We start from the raw sequence: 18,982 nt of genomic DNA on the forward strand, positions 1-18,982 counted from the left end.
CATTAATTGCATAACAAATCGGTCAATAGACCAATACCCGCTCACGGGCTTTAAAAACGAGATCACCGGTAATGTCGAGCATACTTTGTTTTTTTCACTGCGAATCGAATACGGGCTACGCCATCCAGCGGCACGAATACGTATTCGCCCATGCAGCTTATAAGATCACGCAGGATTGGGATAAAATCCACTTCGCCTATCCGTCGCTCGCCAGGGGACAGTCAGACGCCATACCCACGCAGGTATCGAATTTTGCCAAGCTTGATTTTGCCAGTACCGATACCCGCCACCTGCAGGAAATCGAAACCTATATCAGAGATAACCGGATCACCACTGCCATCGGCTTCGACCAACCCGTGCACCGAAAATCCTATAAATATATGCGCAGGGGCGGAGTGACCAAATTTATGTCGTACTGGGGCGCCCCCATGAGCAGCCTCAACACGGGCATCAAACTGCTGCTCAAGCGCCTGCAGGTCAGCCTTATCAAAGATAAACCGGACCTCTTCGTATTTCAGTCACAGGGCATGAGAAAGACGGCCGTCTATGGCCGGGGCATACCTTTCCCCCAAACCTACGTGGTAAGATCGGGGATAAACATCAGCAAGTACATTCCCGATCCGCAGCGCCAAAACCAGCACGTCTACGAACTGTTTGATATCCCCAAAGACAGGAAGATCATTTACTATTCCGGGCATATGGAAGCGCGTAAAGGCGTGGCGGTCATCGTCAGGGCAGCCGTTGAGCTGGTTGCCAGAATGGGCAGGCAAGACGTGCATTTTCTCTTTTTCGGCAACCAGCCGGGCGAGGAGAAGGCATTTGACTCTATCTATAAGGGCACCCCGGCCGAAAGTCACATTACCTTCGGCGGTTACCGCTCAGATTTGGAGAAAATTCTACCCAGTTGTTATGCCGGCGTACTTGCCACCACCGGTTGGGATTCCTACCCCATGTCCACTATCGAGATCGGTGCATCCGGACTGCCGCTGCTGGTGTCCGATCTTCTCGGTGTCAGAGAGACGGTGCTCAATGGCAAAACCGGGTTGCGATTTCCCGTGGGAGATCACGTAACCCTGGCCGAGAAGCTCGAATACCTGCTGGACAACGAGCCGGTCAGGAACAAGTTGGGGGCGCTGGCCAGAAAAAGAATAGAAAGCAAATGCTCGCGAGAACAACAGGTCGCTCGCTTTGTCAATGCACTCGCATCGATATAGCCCGAATTTCGACATAGACGTCTGCAATAGCCCCGGGCTGTTTTACCATGACAAACAACAATAAGACCTCACTGATCCAACGCATTCGCTCTGCGCCCGCCCCCATCATTTATGTAGCGGGCAACCTGTTCAGGCAGATCGTTGGCTTTATCATGCTGCCGCTATATACCCAGTACCTGACGCCATCGGACTACGGCGCACTCGGTTTGATAGCGGCCACTGTGGCGGTCGCAGAGACCATTCTCGGTGCAAAGCTGGGCCAGGCGGTATCGAAGTTCTACTATGACAGCGACTCGAAAGACTACCACTCCAGTGTTATCACCGCCGCATTTGTGGTCAGCGGACTGTCGTGTTTTTTGACAGTTGCCCTGATATTCTACCTCTCCGGCAATATTTCCGATGTACTGTTCAGCGGTATCGACAACAGTTTGCTGGTCAGCGCCTGCGCCGGCCAGTTGTTGACCCAGACACTGGAGTACTACGGCCTGCAGTACATCCGGATTCAGCAAAAACCCTGGGCCTTCCTGTGGTACAACCTATCGAAGCTGGTCGTGCAACTCACGCTGAATATTCTTGCAGTCGTGGTGTTTGAGTTGGGCGCGCTCGGGGTGGCATTGAGCAACCTGTTGGCCTCGTCGCTGTTTGCGGTTTTGTTGACCCTGCGCACCGGCAGCATCGTCGGCTTCAGTTTAAATCTGCAAGTCGCTTGGAAAATGGCAGTATTTAGCTGGCCGTTGTGGTTCGGTGGACTCGCCGGCATCTACACCCATTCGACCAGCAAGTTCTTCATCACCTACTTCGATTCCCTGGCCAGTGTCGGTCTGCTGGAGGTAGCATCAAAATTCGCCCAGATTCTGCCGTTGCTGATCTGGACCCCCATCATGTACTACTGGCAAACCGAGCGCTTCCTGATTTACAAACAGGACCCGCACTCCGACCGTTTCGAATTGACTTACCGGGTCGTTCTCACGTTAATAGCGGCGACGGGGCTGGCCATCTCACTACTGTCCGACCCGGTGATCAGGTTGATGTCGCCGGAGACGTTCCACGGCGCCGGGCAAGCCGTACCGCTCCTGGTGCTGGCATCGATTTTTACCTGTCTGACCCAGTACAGCGAATTCAGTTTTCTGGCCAAGGATAGAACGGCCATTATCGGCAGGCTGCAATACTTCCTGGCCATCTTCGTCACCTGTATGTACCCGCTGTTGATCCCCCCCTACGGACTGGTCGGCGCGGCGGCAGCGCTGGCAATCGCCTCGGGTGCGGTATTCCTTATCTCGGTGTTGGCGGGCAGGAAGCATGCCGACGCCGGTATTGATTTGACGCACAGCTTGATCATGCTGCTGATCGCGGGCGTCTGCTACTATCTGACGTCGACTCTGGCCGATATGAGCGGCAGTATGTTTGTCGATATCGCCTGGCGGACCCTGGGGGCGGTCACCGGATCAATACTGATCGCCATGACACTGTTTATGTATCCCGTTTCAAGGAACTATATCGTGGAAAAAATGTTGCCCATGTTAAGGCTGCGCAGGGAGCACTGAGGCCATGGATATTTCCGTCATTATTCCAGCGCTAAACGAGGCCGCTATCATCGGCGAAACACTTGCGAATGTGTCCCGGCATATGCCGCAGGATTACACATGCGAAATTATTGTCGCCGATAACGGCTCCACGGACGCCACGGTAGAGATTGCCAAACAACAGGGCGCGAGCGTGGTCATAGACCCCGGCAAGACCGTCGCCGGCCTGAGAAACCTGGCTTTCCGACAAGCCACGGGCAGTATCATCATTTTTATAGATGCCGATGTGATAGTCTCGAAACAATGGGGAGAGCACTTGCCATCGTACTACCAGCGCCTGCAAGACGAGCCCAAAATCGTCTGCGGTTCGCGCTGCCTGCCGCGCCAGGACGATAACCTGTACAGTACAGTCTGGTTCAGTCCGCTGGCACAAAAGGGCGGGGAAAACCCCGGCTATATCGGCACTGGACATATGATTACCAGCCGGCAACTGTTTCTGGAAGTCGGGGGCTTTCGAGAGGACCTGGTAACCGGCGAAGACTACAATTTTTGTCAGGATGCCGTGCAGGCCGGCGCGCGGATCTTACTGGCGCCGCAGCTACAGGTATTCCATGAAGGTTTTCCCGGCACGGCCCGGGAGTTTATCGCGCGGGAATCCTGGCATGGTATGGGCGATTTTCAATCTATCGCCAGCGTTTTGCAGTCAAAAGTCGCCCTGATGACCGGCTTTTTTTGTCTACTGCATCTGACAGCGTTGATTTGCCTGCTGAGCGGGCAGCTACTTTTGCTACTGATAAATATCCTGCTGATTCTCTGCATCCCGATTGCCAGCTCTTACATCAAGTTTCAACAGTTCAGCTTGGCTGACAGAGCGGCAAGCATTTATATCAACTACCTTTATTTCATCGGCCGGACATTATCGATTGTTAAAGCGTTGCGGCAGACGTTAACCGGCCGGGAATCCTCTAAAAGCCGGTGGTAGCTCGGGTTTGAAAGACGTATACATTGATGGAGCAAAACGGGTGAAGACCATACGCACACTTCAACCAATACTGTTTATTCTTTTTTGGCTGCTGGCCGCTGAGCTGGTCCTGGAGTTTCGGCACTACAAAAAAGGGTTCAACACACCGATATTCGGCCAGGCACAGGGAGACAACCTGCAACCTGCCACGGCGCCCCAACACGGTCCGACGCCGGAATTCCCGTTTCGAAGCCACTTTGTCAACACCGAGGACGCAACCCGCCCCACCGTCTGGTTCGCCTCCGCCAGTTACGCCGAGCATATCTCGTTCCCCGTCGACAGTATTTTCCCCACCATAGCCTGCACCCTGGCGAACTGCACCCCGTTAAATGCCTCGCGCGCGGGGATATCAATTCGCCAGAATATCGATGATCTGCAACAGTTCGGCCAACAGTTTACACCTGACTTTGTCATTCTCTATCAAATGAGTGGCGACGTCCTGGCGCTGCAAAAGCTCGATGCCAGCATCGATACAGGCGTGCCATCGCCCACATCGGAGCAGACATCAATCATCGAGACTATTCGGAATAAACTGGCGAGATTCAGCTCGCATATCCACCTGAAAGAATACCTGGGCGGCACCATCAAACTTAACGGGCCGTTAAAAGCGTCGCTGTCGGCACACCAGATAAGCGAGTTTGAAAAACTGGTAAATACCTTTGTCGACCGGGCAGAGGCGCTACAGGCAACCCCGGTGCTGGCGACCTTCGCCACCATGTATTCCGCCGACAACGTTCACCAGATGCCCTACGGCATTCGCACTTCATTTATGCGCTACGGCAACAAGCTGTCCATTGAGGGCTGGGTCAATGCCATATCCGTCTTAAATGACAGTCTGCGCAAGGTAGCGGCACAGAGAAATATCCCCATCGTGGACCTGGAACCACTGATGACCGGAAAAACGGAGTTATTCGTCGACTATGTGCACTTCAACAAACAAGGGCATCAGCTTATCGGTCGCACCCTGGCGCAATCACTGTCTTTGATGGAGAGGAATGATGGTATTTAATTCACTGGAGTTTGCACTATTCCTCCCAGTCGTATTGCTGCTGTATGCCTTCGTCTACCAGAAGGAACAGGCGCGGGATGTCTTTCTGCTCGCCGCCAGCTATTTCTTCTATATGTCCTGGGAATGGCAATACGCAGGCTTGATTCTGCTATCGACGGTTGTCGACTACTTTCTGGGCCTGGCATTCGAGCACAAGCGCTTTGCACACCGTAAAAAACTGTTGGTCACCATCAGCCTTTTAGTCAATCTGGGCGTGCTGGCACTTTTCAAATACTTCAATTTCTTCGCCTTTAACCTCAATACGTTAATGGCGTGGTACTCAGGAGCTACGCCGATCAGTTTCCACGAGCTGTTGCTGCCGGTAGGCATTTCCTTTTACACCTTCCAGACCCTGAGCTACACCATAGATCTGTACCGGGGCGCCATACCCGCGGAGAGAAACTTTATCAAGTTTGCCGTTTTCGTCTCCTTCTTCCCGCAACTGGTCGCCGGTCCTATCGTACGCGCCAAGGATTTTCTGCCCCAGCTCTATAAAAAAATCCGCTTTGAGCGGGAAAACTTCGAGTTCGGGCTACAGTTGGTGTTTATCGGCCTGCTTAAGAAAATTGTTATCGCCGATTTACTCGCCTATTTAATTGTCGATTCCGTGTTTGAAAATCCGGGGCAGTACTCTTCCGTTGAATTGATGGTTGCGCTCTACGCCTACGCTTTCCAAATCTACTGTGACTTTTCCGGATATTCCGATATCGCCATAGGCGTGGCGTGCATGTTGGGCTTTACACTGCCAATTAACTTTAACCGGCCCTATCTGTCCCAGACGCCTTCGGAATTCTGGACGCGCTGGCATATCTCACTGTCGTCGTGGCTGCGGGACTATCTGTATATCAGCCTCGGCGGCAACCGACTCGGCAAGCTTTTCACTATCAGGAATCTGTTTCTGACTATGGTTTTAGGCGGGCTCTGGCACGGTGCGGCCTGGACGTTTATTCTCTGGGGCGCCTACCACGGCCTTATTTTGAGCCTGACCCGGGGCGTTCAACCGGAGCAACGCTTTAACGGCAAGATGGTGCTCAAAATACTGATTATGTTTCACGCCACCCTGCTCGGCTGGCTGATTTTCCGCATCGACAGTCTGGAGAACCTGGGCGTCTACCTGGGGGGAATTGCAGACCTGTCATCCGGCTTCGATTTCTCGCCGATCGTACTGATGATACTGGCACTGGCCTCACTGATGCATATCGTTCCGCAAGACTTCTCCAGGTCGGTGTTGAACTGGGTCGACCTGCGGCTGCCCGTGTTGATAAAGTCAGGTATCTATGCCGGAGCGATCTTTATTTTTTACGGGCTTAGCCTGGAGGAAACTACGTTTATTTATTTTCAGTTTTAGTTTCCTGGACGGTAAGTTTTTCACCCAAAACAGGTTTTAGTGTCCTTAGCCGGCCCGGCGTCAATCCGGGAAGAGCCCTTCGGAACACGCCGTGCATACATCCCTGTAGGCTCTCCGCCAGCATCCCTGCTGGCGAAGGTTCCGAAGGGCTCTTCCCGGATTGAGGCCTATGTGCCACCGAAGTAACAATGTTTTCCGCTCGAAGCACTAGCCGACGCAGTGCTCAGCTTTGGTCGCTGCGACACGCAACTCTCATCACCCCGCCATTGCCAGACTTAAGCCAGCAGGCCCGACAACTGACGTTGTACCCTGGACTGACCCGAGAGATAGCGCTTGACCAGTTTGATTTGTATATAAGTCAAGGTAACACCGACTGCCAACAGAAAATTGGCTTTGATAAAAAACAACAGCAAATCCCCGTTGGTCGGGCCGATCACAAACTCCCAAAAGTAAAAAGCCGAGATATGCCACAGGTATATCCACAATGAGTTGGACGATAGCCAGACAATCACCGCAGAGGCTTTCAAACCCGGCCTGAGAAAATTACGGCAGAGAAGATAAAACAGATTTAACGCACAGAAAGCATAAGACAAATAATAAATGGTGGGCGGGTACTTGAAGTTCTGGGTAGGAATAAAAGCCCCTTGATCCAGATATTTACTGACTGCCAGCCCACCAAAGAGCAGAAACGCAACGCCTGCTACGACAATAATCTGCCGATTGGTAAGCTCGGCCAGGCGCAAACCGTAAAAATACAGCAGCGAATAGGGCAGGATAACGAACACCACCGTATTCATAAATCCGCTCAGCACCGCGGGCACATAGGGTGTCAAGCGCCACAGCACAAGTTCGTAGACGATGTAGAGCAACAGCAGAGAGGCAAAGTATACCGAGTTGGGAATCGGGGCCCGATTGATCCGCAGCGCCAGAGGCGTAATCAACGCCAGAATAATATACACCTTCAGAATCCATACAAAGCCGATACCACTATAAAAGGTATATGACGTAGCCATGCGGCCGAAGCTGAAAGGATAGGCCTGGCCAAGATAGGTAAAAATCAGCCAGGTTACGGCAAAGAAGACGGTCAGAAATATCCAGGCCGGAAGAATCAGTCTGCTCAACCGCTTTTTTAGAAACGGCACTAAATCCAGTGACCGGTTCCGGTAGATCACCACATAAGTCAGTCCGGAGGCGACAATCAACAGCGGCGTGCCGAAATTCCTCAACTGGAACAGCCAGGCCGGTGGCTCAGCATGAGCAATCATGATGATTATCACGCCGAGAAACCGCATCAAATCCAAACTGACGTTTCTCTGCCCCGCCACTTTGCCTCCTTGTCCCCTATCCCCAAAATACCCACGTTATCACAGCGAACCCGCCCGGAAGCCATTCCACTGCCACTCTGGGAATTCTACTAGGAATCAAACGTTGCTTGTATAACAATAAATCAAATTAAGGCGTGGAAATTACACTCTTCGCTATGTCACTGCTTACTGCAGGTAAGACAGGGGGTGCGGGCGGCTTGATCGACGGGAGAGCCTGTGGATAAACCGGCACCGAGGCAAAACCTCAGTGCCGGAAAACTTTACACGTGAAAAGCGGACTTTAGTTGTTGATTTCTATCCGTTCAACAACTACACCAGTAACAGGCTTGGGGGGGGATTTGGGCCGTCCCAGTTGCTCGGTCCAGCTCGGCGCCTCTTCATTAGAGAGCTTGATCTCGTCAATGTAGAGATGCTGGCTCTTGGGGGCACCGCCATTCCAATAGGTAAACATAAACAGGGAGTGAAAATAATCAGTTGCCTGGTGCAGCGTGCGGATTTCTGCCTGGGTGTAAATCAAAGTGTTGTCCAACCATATCCGCACAAGACCTGTGCCACCCTGGGCGGCAGGCCTATCGTCAAACTTGATATAGATATCGAATTTATGCCACCTGTCTCTTTTCAGGGAGCCATCTTCGCCAAAACCATAGAGCTTTACGCCTTCACCCTCCCGGAAGATACGAAAGTCGTAGCCGCGATCTGAACCGGACAGCGTAGACGGATCGTCATTCATAACCTGCAAATCGAGGAAGCCGTTACCACTGCCGTCACCTTTCTCGGATGCCCACCGCAACCATTTCAAGCTGCCGGTGGTGGTCTGAAAGTCGAACTCCTTGGGCACCCGCATCGCCAGGCTGGTCCAGAGGTGGTCGCCTTTGCCGAGTTCAGTCGGAAACTGCACCGCCCCGCCCCAGCGGCCAAAGCCCTCTTCACCTGCAGTGGTGTGGAGTTTGGCAGACTGAGAGCCCACATAGGAGAACTCATTGCTGTAACGGGAGTGTCCGGCGATATCGTCAAAAGAATCCGCATTTCTTTCCGCCTTCTCGCCGAGAGTGCCATCCTCGAAGCTCTTGATGACTTCCCAGGCATAACCCGGACTTGAAGCAAAAAGAATAAACGCGCAAATTTTTATTCTAGTACGAAATGTAATAACCTGTTTCATCGTGCTCAGATACCTATTAAGCAGACTGAATTAGTGCTGCTCCTAGTATTGTTCAGGACCCATTACGACACAAGACAGCAGATAGAAAACCATGCGCTAACTCACAGTTTCGGCGCCGAAAGCGGGTTTTCAGCGCCACCGGCAGGCCGGCAGTAACGCATTAACCCAGCGACTCGAGGGCATTGAGAATATCGCTGCGCATACGGTTATCATCCTTTAAGCCCGTGGCGTAGCTGTGGCCGGCATCGGCGTACTGCTGCCGTAACGCCGGGTCACGCCAGAGCGATTCGATAGCCTCTCGCAAGGCTTCGCTATCGCGCGGCGGCACCTGAATGGCCCGGTTATTCCGGTCGATGATACCCACCGACGATGCACCTTTTGTGACTATGCAGGCCTTGCGGTAGATCATTGCCTCGAGATAGACGCTGATACCGGCAGGCTGTATCGCCTCCTCCCGGATCGGCACCACCACCAGGGTACAGCTCGACAGCAGACGATTCCAGTGCTCGGCATCGACGAAGTCACTGATATGTTTGACATTGCCGGGAAAACGGTGGGGCAGCAACGCATTATGCCTCGCCCTGGAATCATCCCGGCAGACGATCACGACCGGCCAGTCCTGCCCCTCAGCCGCTTGACACAAGGTTTCATAATCCCTCTGACTGCCGCCCAGGGATAACACAAAACCCTCGTCTTTGATCTCATAGTCATCACGACGAAAATAATTGTTTGCCTTAAAGGGTATGTAGTGAAATTTTTCGCGTCGCAGACCGTAATGCTCTTCATAGCCGGTGGTATCACGATGGATCACAAAAATGCAGTCAAAACGCCGCAAAAAGAAGCCTTTGACAAAGGCGATATAGGTTTCGAGACGGGTACTGCCGGGATACTTCAAAATCAGGTCAAACAACGCTATTTTCACCCGTTTCCAGGTGAACACTTTCAAAAAAGCGATAAAGACATATTCGAAGAAAGACGGGTTGGCATAGAAAATCAAGTCAATTTTTGGTAAGTCCTTCACCATTCTGGCGACTTCGCGCAATCCGTTCGCAGAAAAAGGATTGAGCTTGTTGAACTTGCGAATATCCAGTTTTTCACTTTTCTGCTCGAACCTGAAATTGGTTGCAAGATACTTTTTTCCATGCCTGTGCATTGTATTTTCCTGTTTTCTGCCGCTGATCGCTGTTTTCTGCCGCTGACGGCTATTTTTTTTCCGCTGACGGCTATTTTTTTTCCGCTGACGGCTATTTTTTTTCCGCTGACGGCTCCTATTAAAGCTGGCTTTCGGTTCTTTTGCGAACAATATTCGACAGGCACACGATCATCGGGAAGCTGATCCATAAATACGGGTAGTAAGTAATCGTAACAAACTGTCCGGCCACCAAAAACCCCAATACACCAAGCCCCAGGCCGGCGGCAAGGGCCCGCTCGACATCGGTCGTCTCTTTTGACAGCACCAGCTTGCGTGATTCATGCAGGCAATAGAAGATGATCAACAAAAACACAAACAGACCGGTAAATCCGGCATCGGTGCCCACTTGAATAAAAATATTGTGCGGCAGTTGCGCAAAAGCATACAAAAGATCGTGAGAGTAATAGTCTTGGTAATACGGAATGAAATTGTAAAAACCGACGCCGAAAAACGGGTGATCTTTCATCATTGTCCAGCCGTGCTCCCAGTACAAGAGGCGCTGCAGCGACGATTTATCTTCGCCCGCTTCGCTGAACCTCAGCTTTTGCTCCTCTGGCAACAAGAACCACAGTGCAGTGGCGATAATGGCAAAACCAAAAATATACTTGAAGTGAAAGATACTTTTCCTGAACATCAACAACAACTGCAACGCCAAGGCCACTTGAGAGCCACGACTGCTGGCTCCCATCACAGTCATCACGGGGCATACCCAAAAAAGGATCAGCAAACCGCGCTCAAACAGGTTGCAGCGCAGTTTGAGTGTCTTCCACAGATAGTAAGAAACCGGGAACAACATCAACATCAGAACCGCCAACTCGCCCGAGTTTTGGAAAAAACCGGTGGGCCCGGACAACCCCCAACTCGTGAACGAAAACCCTCTCTGCGCCCAGATCTTGGTCGTACCTATGGCAATTTTCTCGCTGGCAAAAAGAAACACCAGAAAAAACAGGTAGAACCGCTGCTCTTTATTGACGATTGTGACAATGAGAAAGTAGATAATAAACCAGTTGAGAAAATCGGAATAATGCTTCTGCGACCACTCCGGATAGGTTGCGGTGAGCGAGGCGATGCTGATCACCAGCAGGAACAGTATGATCAGCACGTTGCCGGTGCTGTTGACCCAGGTAACATTCTTGTCGAGGATGGCGCCTGCAAACGCCCCCAAAATCAGCAACTGGGACCAGGGCAGGATATCGATGGCGGGAAACAGTGACTGCGGGCGCACGAACTCAAAGAACAGATACCCGCAAATCATCCAGAACGAAAAATGCTCCCGCCGGAAGTAACTCCACATCGCCTTGACTTTAAAAGCGTAGAACTCACTAACGAGAGGCGTCGACACAGGCGATAAATCTCTTCACAGCTAAAGCGAGTTGATGCTCACACCGATTAAAAAAAGTGGTATTGCAGCTAAACGGATCGTGTAAATAGGGGGTCGGCGGCTCGCCCCATAGCGTCGCTATGGTAACCTGTCGGGTGCCGTTAATATGCTGGCCAAGCTCGGTGAGATGGGCGGGTTCCATCACCACCAGCACATCCCCCTGCCGGCCGACATACTCCGCTATATTGCGCGATCGATGTGCCTCTACATCCAGGCCGAGCGTCCCGGCGAACTCCAGCACCCGCGGGTCGGCGGGATCGCCGCCGCGACAGTGCAGCCCGAACGACTCCGCTGAGAACCCGGTTTCCCTCGCCACCACCTCGGCCAGCGGGCTGCGGCAGATGTTACCGGAGCATATAAACACCAGTCGCTCGGCACCGGCAAAGTCGATTTGCTGGTACTGCCTGTAGTGACCGAGCCAGTAGAGCGCCTTGTACTTCACCGCCGCCAGCAAACCGGAGCGCGACCCAAATCTGTTCTTGATATAAGCATCTAGAGCACTTAGCATTTCATTTTCTTAAGTCAGGTGATCCAGTGACATGGCACAGCGACGTCAACGTATTTTAGTACTGGATGCCAATCAACGCAGTGCCCTGGCTGTCACACGATCGCTCGGCCGCATCCCGGAGCTGGCAATTTCGACCGCCGATTCTACCACAACCGCGCTGGCAGGCTATTCCCGATACAGCGAAAACTACTACACCCATCCATCGCCCCAGCACCAACCCGAGGCATTCCTGTCGTGGCTGAATGACACCATCCGCGCGGAGGCGATCGACGCGCTATTCCCCACCACCGAAATTACCAGCCAGCTCCTGTTGATGAACAGCGACCGCATCGGTCACTGCCTGCTGCCATTCGCGCCCTATGAAACCGTTATGTCCCTGGCCGACAAGGGCAAGCTGGTGAAGCTGGCACAGTCCGTCGACGTCCCCACCCCCGCAAGTCGGCACTACTGTCGCGCAGGCGATGTCGAGACGGAGAAGGTGGAAAAGTTTCCGGTCGTGGTCAAGCCCTGCCTGTCCCGTATCTGGACCGGTCAGCAATGGCTGGACACCGCCGTCCGAGTGGCCCGCAGCCGCGCCGAACTGGAGCATATCCTGACCGCAACCGACTATTTGCAAAATAACGAGTTTATGTTGCAGTCATTTGTCCCCGGCACCGGCGCCGGTATTTTCGCGCTCTACGACCAGGGCGAGCCGGTGGCTTTCTTTGCTCACCAGCGGCTGCGGGAAAAACCGCCCCAGGGGGGCGTTAGTGTACTGAGCGCCAGCGCTGCCATCAACCCGCGCCTGCAGGAGATGGCCCGCAAGCTGCTGTCGGCGGTCAATTGGCACGGCGTTGCCATGATCGAATTTCGGATGACCCCCGACGGGCACCCTTATTTGATGGAAGTAAACACCCGCTTTTGGGGGTCTTTGCAACTGGCGATAGATGCGGGGGTGGACTTTCCGAAACTGTTGTGGCAAATCACCGCACAACGCCCGGTCGATCCTGTCGGCGAGTACCGGGTCGGCCGGCGCCTGCGCTGGCTGCTGGGCGATATCGACAGTCTTTATTTAGCGCTGAGAAGCCGGGATTTTACCCGGTGGGAGAAACTGGCGAGACTGATCGGTTTTTTCATTCCCAGGCCCTTCATCACCCGCCACGAGGTGAACCGGCTCGGGGATTTGAGGCCGGCTTGGGCTGAGGTTAAGGCTTATGTTAGGGCGCTGCGGTCGTGATTAGGATGTGGGGAGGGGGTTCTAGAAAGGGGAGTGGCACCATTCTAAGGGGACGCAACTGAAGTTACGTCCCCGCATTGTGCCGCCGGTAGTGGTACCTTTAGAAAGGGGAGTGGCACCATTCTAGGGGGACGCAACTGAAGTTACGTCCCCGCACCGTGCCGCCGCAAGAGACAACTACAACCGCGTATAAATAGCCTCATAACCATTGAGCATCGCCTGCACGTCAAATGTGTTCCTCACATGGGCCAAACCGGCGGCACCCAGTTTGTGACTCAATCCGGCGTCGGCGATCAACTGCGCCAGCGCCTGCGCCAGGGCCGCAGGGTCGCCGGGCGGTACCATCCAGCCATTTTCACCATGACTGACAATTTCCTCCGGCCCCCCGCAACGGGTCACCAGCACCGGCAGGCCGGTCGCCATCGCCTCGATGGTCGAGATGGAAAAACCCTCGGAACTCGAGCACAGTACAAAGTAGTCCAATTGCCCCAGGAAATCGGCGCTGTCTTCGTAGAAACCGATAAAGTGAATATGATCGGCCAAACCCAACTCGACAACCTGTCGATTGAGTTCTGACATCAACGGCTCTTTCTGATGACCGGCCACAATAAAATGCAGGTTCGGATAATCGGGCACTACCCGCGCCGCTGCCTCGATCAACACATCGTAAGCTTTGGCGGAGCGGATATTGCCCAGGCTGCCGACCAGCAGCGCATCATCGGCCACCTGCAGTTGCCGGCGCAGACGCGACGACTGATTCGGCCGGTACTTTTCCGTTTCAATACCATTGTAGACCACGGTGGTCTTGTCCGGATCGAGCAGGTTCTGCGCGCACACACTATCCAACAGACGCCGGCTGACGGTGACATAGCGTCGAATGCCCCATTTCATCGCCCGGTGCTTGATGCGGCGAAAGCGCTCGCGGGGATTGATATCGACCATCCCGTGATAGGTGGCCACCACCGGCACGCGTGCCAGCAGCCCCACCATGGCGGCATACACATTCGACCCCAACAGGTGCGATTGAATAACATCGACCTTTTCCCTGCGCACCAACCGCAACAATTGCCACAGCAGTCCCACGGCAAAGCCGCCGGTTACCGCCACCACCAGGGGCGCCAAACCGCGCCGCTGCAGCTCATCGTGCACCCATCCCGGACCGTGAATCACCACCAGGGATCGATAGCCGCGCTGCCTGAGCAGATCGGCCAATTGGATAAAAACCGTCTCCGCACCACCTGGACCGGTGGTATCTATAAGATGCAAGATGGTTTTCACCCCATTACAATGTCTGTTTACCGACTCAGTCACTTACTATTCACCATGTCGTCTATCTCCCACATCGCCAAGAACCTGGTCCGCACGCCACTGGAGTGGACCGCCGCCCAATTCGGATCGCACCGCCGCAAATCGACGGTGCCCCGACTGTGGGTGTTGATGTACCACCGGATTCTCCCCAAGGATGATCCCCGCTACCGGGCCGAGGAGCCCGGTATGATTGTCGAACCGGAAACATTTGGCCATCACCTGCGGCAACTGCAGCGACATTTTACCTTAATTCCCCTGCGCGAGTGGATCGACCGCTGGAGCGCCGACCGCCCGCTGCCGGCAAAGGCCTGCGCCATTACGTTCGACGATGGCTGGGCAGACAACTACGAATACGCCTTCCCCATCCTGCAGCGGGAACAAGTGCCCGCCACGCTCTTCGCCGTCTCCCATATGATCGGCACCGATCAACAATTCTGGCCCAACCGTATCAATGATTTGTTGCGGCGCCCCCCCCGCCACTGGCAGTCGATCGACTGGCTGCAACCGCTGTTGGCTAACCCGGCGCAGGTACCCGACCAGGAAACCATTGCCGGCGTCATTCAACACCTGAAACAACACCCGGACAGCCTGCTGCACCAACGGCTGGCACAGATCGATACCAGCGGCGACGGCGGCGGACACGACGCAGCACTGATGAACTGGACACAACTGCGGGAGATGGCCGCATCCGGGCTGGTGGATGTCGGCTCCCACACCTGCCACCACTTCCGGCTGCGCGAAGACCTCGAGCCCAAGGTGCTGATCAAAGAGCTGGAAGACAGTAAAGCGCGCCTGCAAGCGGAGTTGGATCAGCCGATCGAGCTGTTCTGCTACCCCAACGGCGACGTCTGCGACCTGGCCCTGAGTCAGGTATCCAAACTCTACAAAGCAGCCGTAACCACCGCCGCCGGTATCAACCGCGCCAACCAACTACAGCCCTTTCAATTACTGAGAATTGGTGTGCACCAGGACAGAAGCGACAGCGCCGATAAGCTGGGCGCCCGCCTCTCGGGCTGGCTTTGACCATCCGAACCTCAGCGATACGTCCAGCGCACGCCATCGAGCGTGGCGGCAAGTTCGGCGCTAAAATTCTCCCCCTCCGCCAGTTGCAGCAACCGCCGGCAACGGGTCTGGCGACATCGCAGTGTCACTACCAGCAGACCCGCGGCGGGCTCGCCGGCAAACCGGGAAGGTATCTGCAACAGCTTGGCGTAAAGGTCAGAAAGCGTGTGCCAATCCCCCACTCGATAAGTCCACAACACCAGCGAGGGACCGCGGCTGCCGCTGACAATCGAACGACCGACCTTGAGTCCGTTCGCCAGCACCAGCGGTGGCAGGCGTCGCTCCCGATCTTCGTCCGCCAGCCGGTTGGCGAAGTAAATCAACTCCTTACCCTGGCGCTGTTGCAAATAGGTGAGCGCCGTCAGCACCGCGGGTAAACCGGCAATATCGCCAGCCCATTGCTGTAAGACATCATAGCCCCGGTAATCGGGAATCCAGCGATCGGCCGGCACCGGCCGCAGGCTTGCCTCAGATGCCAGCGCTATGCCGGTACCGGCCGAGCCGTCGCCGGCGCCCTGCAGGCGCGCCCAGACCGGCGGCGAGATGGACAACACCACGGCAATCAACAGGGCCACGGCACCGACGGCGGGCCCGATACCGCCGGCAACGGCAGGTGCTACCCCTGCATCGGCACCGGTGGTTCCATCTCCGTCGATAAAGCGCAGCAGAAAAAAGAACACCAGCAGACAAACCACAAACACCGCCCAGCCAAACGCCAGATGATCATAGACCAGCGGGTTCTGCATATCGCTGTAGTAACCGATGAGCACGAGTAAAAAAACCCGCACCCAATTGCCCACCAGCGCCAGGCCCACCATCAGCACGACACACAGCACTCGCCGGTAAGAGCGCAGATATTGAGCGGCATAAAAGGCGCTGATCACCACACCCATCAGCAGCGTGTTGAGCCCGGAGCAGCCGCCCGCCACCACGAAAGTGCCGGCGGGCACCTCAATCACAAAGCCGTCGATAAACACCGGGATGTCCAATAAACGGATCCACCACTGCACGACGATAACAGTGATGATCCGCAGGGGATCGACGAGCACATCCCACAACGGGATGGTGAAATAAACCAGCACAAAAGCCGGTACCACCGCGCGGGCAAAACGCCAGCCGAAGTAAACCAGCACCCACCCCCAGATAATAATCGGCAGCGCCACTTGCTCCAACAACTGGGTTTGGGTCAAATACCCTGCCAGCCAGACCACCGACGCCAGCAGACTGGCCACCCCGCCCAACCACACCGGCCGCCGATCCGTGTGGCGGTGCTGTTGAATCCGCTGGTGAACAATAAAGCCCGCCAGGGCCAATAGAAAGTAACCGTAGGCATAGGTATTGTCCATCTGCACCCAGCGCAGATGGAGTTGCTGCAACGTCGGCCAAAACACCGCCGTTACGATCAGGAGCATGCCCAGCAGGGCACCACGCGTCAGATTTCTATCCACTCTGTCTCTTCAGGGTAATCTACATTGTGTTAGTATGTGTTCATTGACAGTCATACAGTTGTAAAAATTCGAGACACCTTATGTCCGGCTTACCAGACACCACCCCCAAGCCCATGCTCCACGCGATGACGGTTGACGTCGAAGACTACTACCAAGTCGCAGCCTTTAAAAGTGTCGTAAAATTTGACGACTGGAGCAACTGGCCCAGTCGGGTCGAGCAAAACACCCGGGTGCTATTGGATTTATTTGCCGAGAATGACATTAAATGCACCTTCTTCGTACTCGGCTGGGTTGCCGAGCGGCACCCGCAACTGGTGGCGGAACTCGTCGCCGGCGGGCATGAAGTGGCCTCCCACGGCTACAGCCATGATCTTGTGTATAGTCAGACCCCCGAAGTTTTCAAGGAAGAGACCTACAAATCGAAAGAAATTCTGGAGGCGATCACACAAAAACCGATCGCCGGCTATCGCGCCGCCAGTTACTCCATTACCCGGGCGTCGCTCTGGGCCCTCGACATCCTGGCCGAACTGGGGTTTAGCTGGGATTCCAGCATTTTCCCCATCCACCATGACCGCTACGGCATGCCCGGCACCCCGGAACAACCTTACACCATCAAAACCCGCAACGGCGCGACACTGACGGAGCTGCCGCTGACCACCGCCAAAGTGCTCGGTCAAAGCGTCCCGGCAGCCGGCGGCGGTTATTTCCGCCAATATCCCTACGTGCTTTCACGCTGGTTGTTTGAACGGGCAAGCAACGGCCAGACCAAGCCGATGATTTTTTATTTACACCCCTGGGAAATCGATCCGCAACAGCCTCGCATTCCCGGTGCCGGCCTGCTCTCCAATTTTCGCCACTATACCAACCTGCGCCACTGCCTGCCGCGCCTGCAACGCCTGCTGCAGGACTTTTCTTTCGGCAGCATCGAGCAGAGTCTCGCCGCAACGACAGTTGACACCACTATCGACCTGAACAGCTTTCAAGAGGCTGCCGTCAAACCGGCGTGAACGGCGCAGTCGCTCACATCGAGCGGCGCGAGCGCCGGTAATACTTGCTTTTGACAACCTCGATATAGGTCAAATACTGAATAAAATCGGTAAAGTTTTCGGGTAGCGAAAAACGCGGCAACGCATAGCGATGATCACGCGGCGCGGCCGCCGCCGGTACCGTCGACACGGCACAGGAAAATCCGGCCGCGGCCGCGGCGCTGTATTCGCGCTCGCCAAAATCTTGACGGCGCCCGGTGGGATAGGCAAACACTGGCGCCGCCTGCGCAACCTCCTGCCGCACCCGTGCGGCTGCAGCGGTGATCTCGCGGCTGCTGGTCTCCTCCTGCAGCCGCGACAGAATCCGGTGGGAACACGTGTGCGGCGCAATGCCATGCCCCCGGGCGACAAAGGCGTTGGCCTCGGCCCAGGAAACCGGTTGATAGTGAGCCGGAGGTGCCGCCGGCACATCGACTTCGGCCGCCCGGTAAAACTGCGGCAGCCAGTCATAGAGCGCCGTCTGATCGATCTCTTTGAGTCGATTGCGGAGCAGCCGGGCATTGCCGTGCGGCGAGGCAGACGCCAGATCCACCGCAAAGTCTGAGCCGTCCATTAGCTTGACGGCAAACTGGCGGCGCGGCGTGCTATCGAGTACGTAGCGGATTTGATCGTCCCAGGGCCACAGACGACCGTCGATAAAGTCGGTGATCAAAAAGCATGTCAGGGGTATATCGTACTTGCCGAAAACCTCACCACCGACCAGGCACTGATCTTTGAAGCCATCGTCGATGGTAAACACCACGGACCGCGCCGGCACCGGCTCGCCGGCGAGCCGCAAGCGGCCATAGGTCTCCAGGCTGATCGGATTATACCGGTGCTTTCTGATGTAACTCAGGCACTGCTCAATAAACGCCGGCGTGTGTCCCTCCACCGCCAGGCCATCGGCGACGATCCGGTGCAGCATAAAGATCGGGGTAAAGCCGCCGAGTAGCCGCGCGATCAGGCGATGCGGCGTCCACTCAATCACCGCAGGCAGGACGTGTTTGGCTAAACGTTTAGTCATTGGCGTCGTTTCTTATTTTTCCCCGCATCACACCACCACTATTTAATCACAAACCACCCGCTTGGGGTTATCCCTAAAAGCGAGAAAGAAAGACTACCCCGCGCCGCACACGGCTAAACCCGGATCGCACGCAACGCCCGGGCAGGGCACAGCGGCAGCGACGGCGACGGCGACGTATAT

Annotated in this window: 16 protein-coding genes; 8 read left to right on the forward strand and 8 right to left on the reverse strand. The window is 55.0% G+C overall.

What is annotated here, in order from left to right:
• The first annotated feature begins 71 nt into the window (after positions 1-71).
• Genes FKG94_RS19050 through FKG94_RS19070 form a run of 5 tightly spaced genes read left to right on the forward strand, consistent with a single transcriptional unit; the run spans position 72 to position 6,154 of the window.
• The gene (locus FKG94_RS19050; protein WP_142928523.1) at positions 72-1,214 is read left to right on the forward strand and encodes a glycosyltransferase family 4 protein; all 1,143 of its coding nucleotides are present in this window, start codon (positions 72-74) and stop codon (positions 1,212-1,214) included.
• 47 nt (positions 1,215-1,261) lie between these two features.
• Positions 1,262-2,758, forward strand: coding sequence for a lipopolysaccharide biosynthesis protein (locus FKG94_RS19055; protein ID WP_142928524.1), 1,497 nt, complete (start codon positions 1,262-1,264; stop codon positions 2,756-2,758).
• 4 nt (positions 2,759-2,762) lie between these two features.
• Positions 2,763-3,719 carry a glycosyltransferase family 2 protein gene (locus FKG94_RS19060; RefSeq protein WP_142928525.1) on the forward strand — a complete coding sequence of 319 codons (957 nt, stop codon included), beginning with the start codon at positions 2,763-2,765 and terminating at the stop codon, positions 3,717-3,719.
• A gap of 40 nt (positions 3,720-3,759) precedes the next feature.
• Entirely contained in the window at positions 3,760-4,767 is a 1,008-nt protein-coding gene (locus tag FKG94_RS19065; protein WP_142928526.1) for an SGNH/GDSL hydrolase family protein, read from the forward strand.
• Complete coding sequence (locus tag FKG94_RS19070; protein WP_142928527.1) at positions 4,754-6,154, forward strand: MBOAT family O-acyltransferase; 1,401 nt, start codon at positions 4,754-4,756, stop codon at positions 6,152-6,154. Before FKG94_RS19065 ends, FKG94_RS19070 begins: the two co-directional genes overlap by 14 nt.
• Positions 6,155-6,429: 275 nt before the next feature.
• Here FKG94_RS19070 and FKG94_RS19075 read toward each other — a convergent pair whose 3' ends face one another.
• From FKG94_RS19075 to FKG94_RS19095, 5 genes are all read right to left on the reverse strand, one after another.
• Entirely contained in the window at positions 6,430-7,479 is a 1,050-nt protein-coding gene (locus FKG94_RS19075; protein ID WP_142928528.1) for an acyltransferase family protein, read from the reverse strand.
• Between the two features lie 280 nt (positions 7,480-7,759).
• Complete coding sequence (locus tag FKG94_RS19080) at positions 7,760-8,638, reverse strand: heparin lyase I family protein (protein ID WP_142928529.1); 879 nt, start codon at positions 8,636-8,638, stop codon at positions 7,760-7,762.
• A 160-nt stretch (positions 8,639-8,798) separates the two neighbouring features.
• The gene (locus FKG94_RS19085) at positions 8,799-9,791 is read right to left on the reverse strand and encodes a glycosyltransferase (protein ID WP_142928530.1); all 993 of its coding nucleotides are present in this window, start codon (positions 9,789-9,791) and stop codon (positions 8,799-8,801) included.
• Positions 9,792-9,909: 118 nt separating this feature from the next.
• Complete coding sequence (locus tag FKG94_RS19090) at positions 9,910-11,172, reverse strand: O-antigen ligase family protein (protein ID WP_142928531.1); 1,263 nt, start codon at positions 11,170-11,172, stop codon at positions 9,910-9,912.
• Positions 11,153-11,719 (reverse strand): arsenate-mycothiol transferase ArsC, encoded by a 567-nt coding sequence (locus tag FKG94_RS19095; protein WP_142928532.1) that lies wholly within the window; start codon positions 11,717-11,719, stop codon positions 11,153-11,155. The genes FKG94_RS19090 and FKG94_RS19095 overlap by 20 nt, the downstream gene beginning before the upstream one ends.
• A gap of 31 nt (positions 11,720-11,750) precedes the next feature.
• Here FKG94_RS19095 and FKG94_RS19100 point away from each other — a divergent pair, with 31 nt between their 5' ends.
• On the forward strand, positions 11,751-12,935 hold the full coding sequence (locus FKG94_RS19100) for a carboxylate--amine ligase (protein WP_142928533.1): 1,185 nt from the start codon (positions 11,751-11,753) through the stop codon (positions 12,933-12,935).
• Positions 12,936-13,112: 177 nt separating this feature from the next.
• Here FKG94_RS19100 and FKG94_RS19105 read toward each other — a convergent pair whose 3' ends face one another.
• A complete protein-coding gene (locus tag FKG94_RS19105) occupies positions 13,113-14,201 on the reverse strand; it encodes a glycosyltransferase (protein WP_179957718.1) in 1,089 nt (362 codons plus the stop codon).
• A 57-nt stretch (positions 14,202-14,258) separates the two neighbouring features.
• Here FKG94_RS19105 and FKG94_RS19110 point away from each other — a divergent pair, with 57 nt between their 5' ends.
• Positions 14,259-15,266 carry a polysaccharide deacetylase family protein gene (locus FKG94_RS19110; protein WP_142928535.1) on the forward strand — a complete coding sequence of 336 codons (1,008 nt, stop codon included), beginning with the start codon at positions 14,259-14,261 and terminating at the stop codon, positions 15,264-15,266.
• A gap of 11 nt (positions 15,267-15,277) precedes the next feature.
• On the opposite strand, the gene xrtA is transcribed toward FKG94_RS19110, so the two are convergent.
• Positions 15,278-16,753, reverse strand: coding sequence for an exosortase A (gene xrtA, locus FKG94_RS19115; protein ID WP_142928536.1), 1,476 nt, complete (start codon positions 16,751-16,753; stop codon positions 15,278-15,280).
• An 80-nt stretch (positions 16,754-16,833) separates the two neighbouring features.
• On the opposite strand from xrtA, the gene FKG94_RS19120 reads away from it, so the two are divergent.
• Positions 16,834-17,760, forward strand: coding sequence for an XrtA system polysaccharide deacetylase (locus tag FKG94_RS19120; RefSeq protein WP_246125263.1), 927 nt, complete (start codon positions 16,834-16,836; stop codon positions 17,758-17,760).
• Between the two features lie 13 nt (positions 17,761-17,773).
• Here the strand turns inward: FKG94_RS19120 and FKG94_RS19125 are convergent, their stop codons facing one another.
• Positions 17,774-18,802 (reverse strand): polysaccharide deacetylase family protein, encoded by a 1,029-nt coding sequence (locus FKG94_RS19125; RefSeq protein ID WP_142928537.1) that lies wholly within the window; start codon positions 18,800-18,802, stop codon positions 17,774-17,776.
• Between the last annotated feature and the right edge of the window lie 180 nt (positions 18,803-18,982).

Source organism: Exilibacterium tricleocarpae (genome assembly GCF_007004655.1).
Classification (GTDB): domain Bacteria; phylum Pseudomonadota; class Gammaproteobacteria; order Pseudomonadales; family Cellvibrionaceae; genus Exilibacterium; species Exilibacterium tricleocarpae.

What these genes read in the sequence shown, in the direction of transcription:
- FKG94_RS19070 (WP_142928527.1), top strand. Translation starts at nt 4,754, where the DNA reads ATGATGGTATTTAATTCACTGGAGTTTGCACTATTCCTCCCAGTCGTA.
- FKG94_RS19100 (WP_142928533.1), top strand. Translation starts at nt 11,751, where the DNA reads ATGGCACAGCGACGTCAACGTATTTTAGTACTGGATGCCAATCAACGC.
- FKG94_RS19055 (WP_142928524.1), top strand. Translation starts at nt 1,262, where the DNA reads ATGACAAACAACAATAAGACCTCACTGATCCAACGCATTCGCTCTGCG.
- FKG94_RS19050 (WP_142928523.1), top strand. Translation starts at nt 72, where the DNA reads ATGTCGAGCATACTTTGTTTTTTTCACTGCGAATCGAATACGGGCTAC.
- FKG94_RS19120 (WP_246125263.1), top strand. Translation starts at nt 16,834, where the DNA reads ATGTCCGGCTTACCAGACACCACCCCCAAGCCCATGCTCCACGCGATG.
- FKG94_RS19080 (WP_142928529.1), bottom strand. Translation starts at nt 8,638, where the DNA reads ATGAAACAGGTTATTACATTTCGTACTAGAATAAAAATTTGCGCGTTT.
- FKG94_RS19095 (WP_142928532.1), bottom strand. Translation starts at nt 11,719, where the DNA reads ATGCTAAGTGCTCTAGATGCTTATATCAAGAACAGATTTGGGTCGCGC.
- FKG94_RS19060 (WP_142928525.1), top strand. Translation starts at nt 2,763, where the DNA reads ATGGATATTTCCGTCATTATTCCAGCGCTAAACGAGGCCGCTATCATC.
- FKG94_RS19085 (WP_142928530.1), bottom strand. Translation starts at nt 9,791, where the DNA reads ATGCACAGGCATGGAAAAAAGTATCTTGCAACCAATTTCAGGTTCGAG.
- FKG94_RS19125 (WP_142928537.1), bottom strand. Translation starts at nt 18,802, where the DNA reads ATGACTAAACGTTTAGCCAAACACGTCCTGCCTGCGGTGATTGAGTGG.
- FKG94_RS19110 (WP_142928535.1), top strand. Translation starts at nt 14,259, where the DNA reads ATGTCGTCTATCTCCCACATCGCCAAGAACCTGGTCCGCACGCCACTG.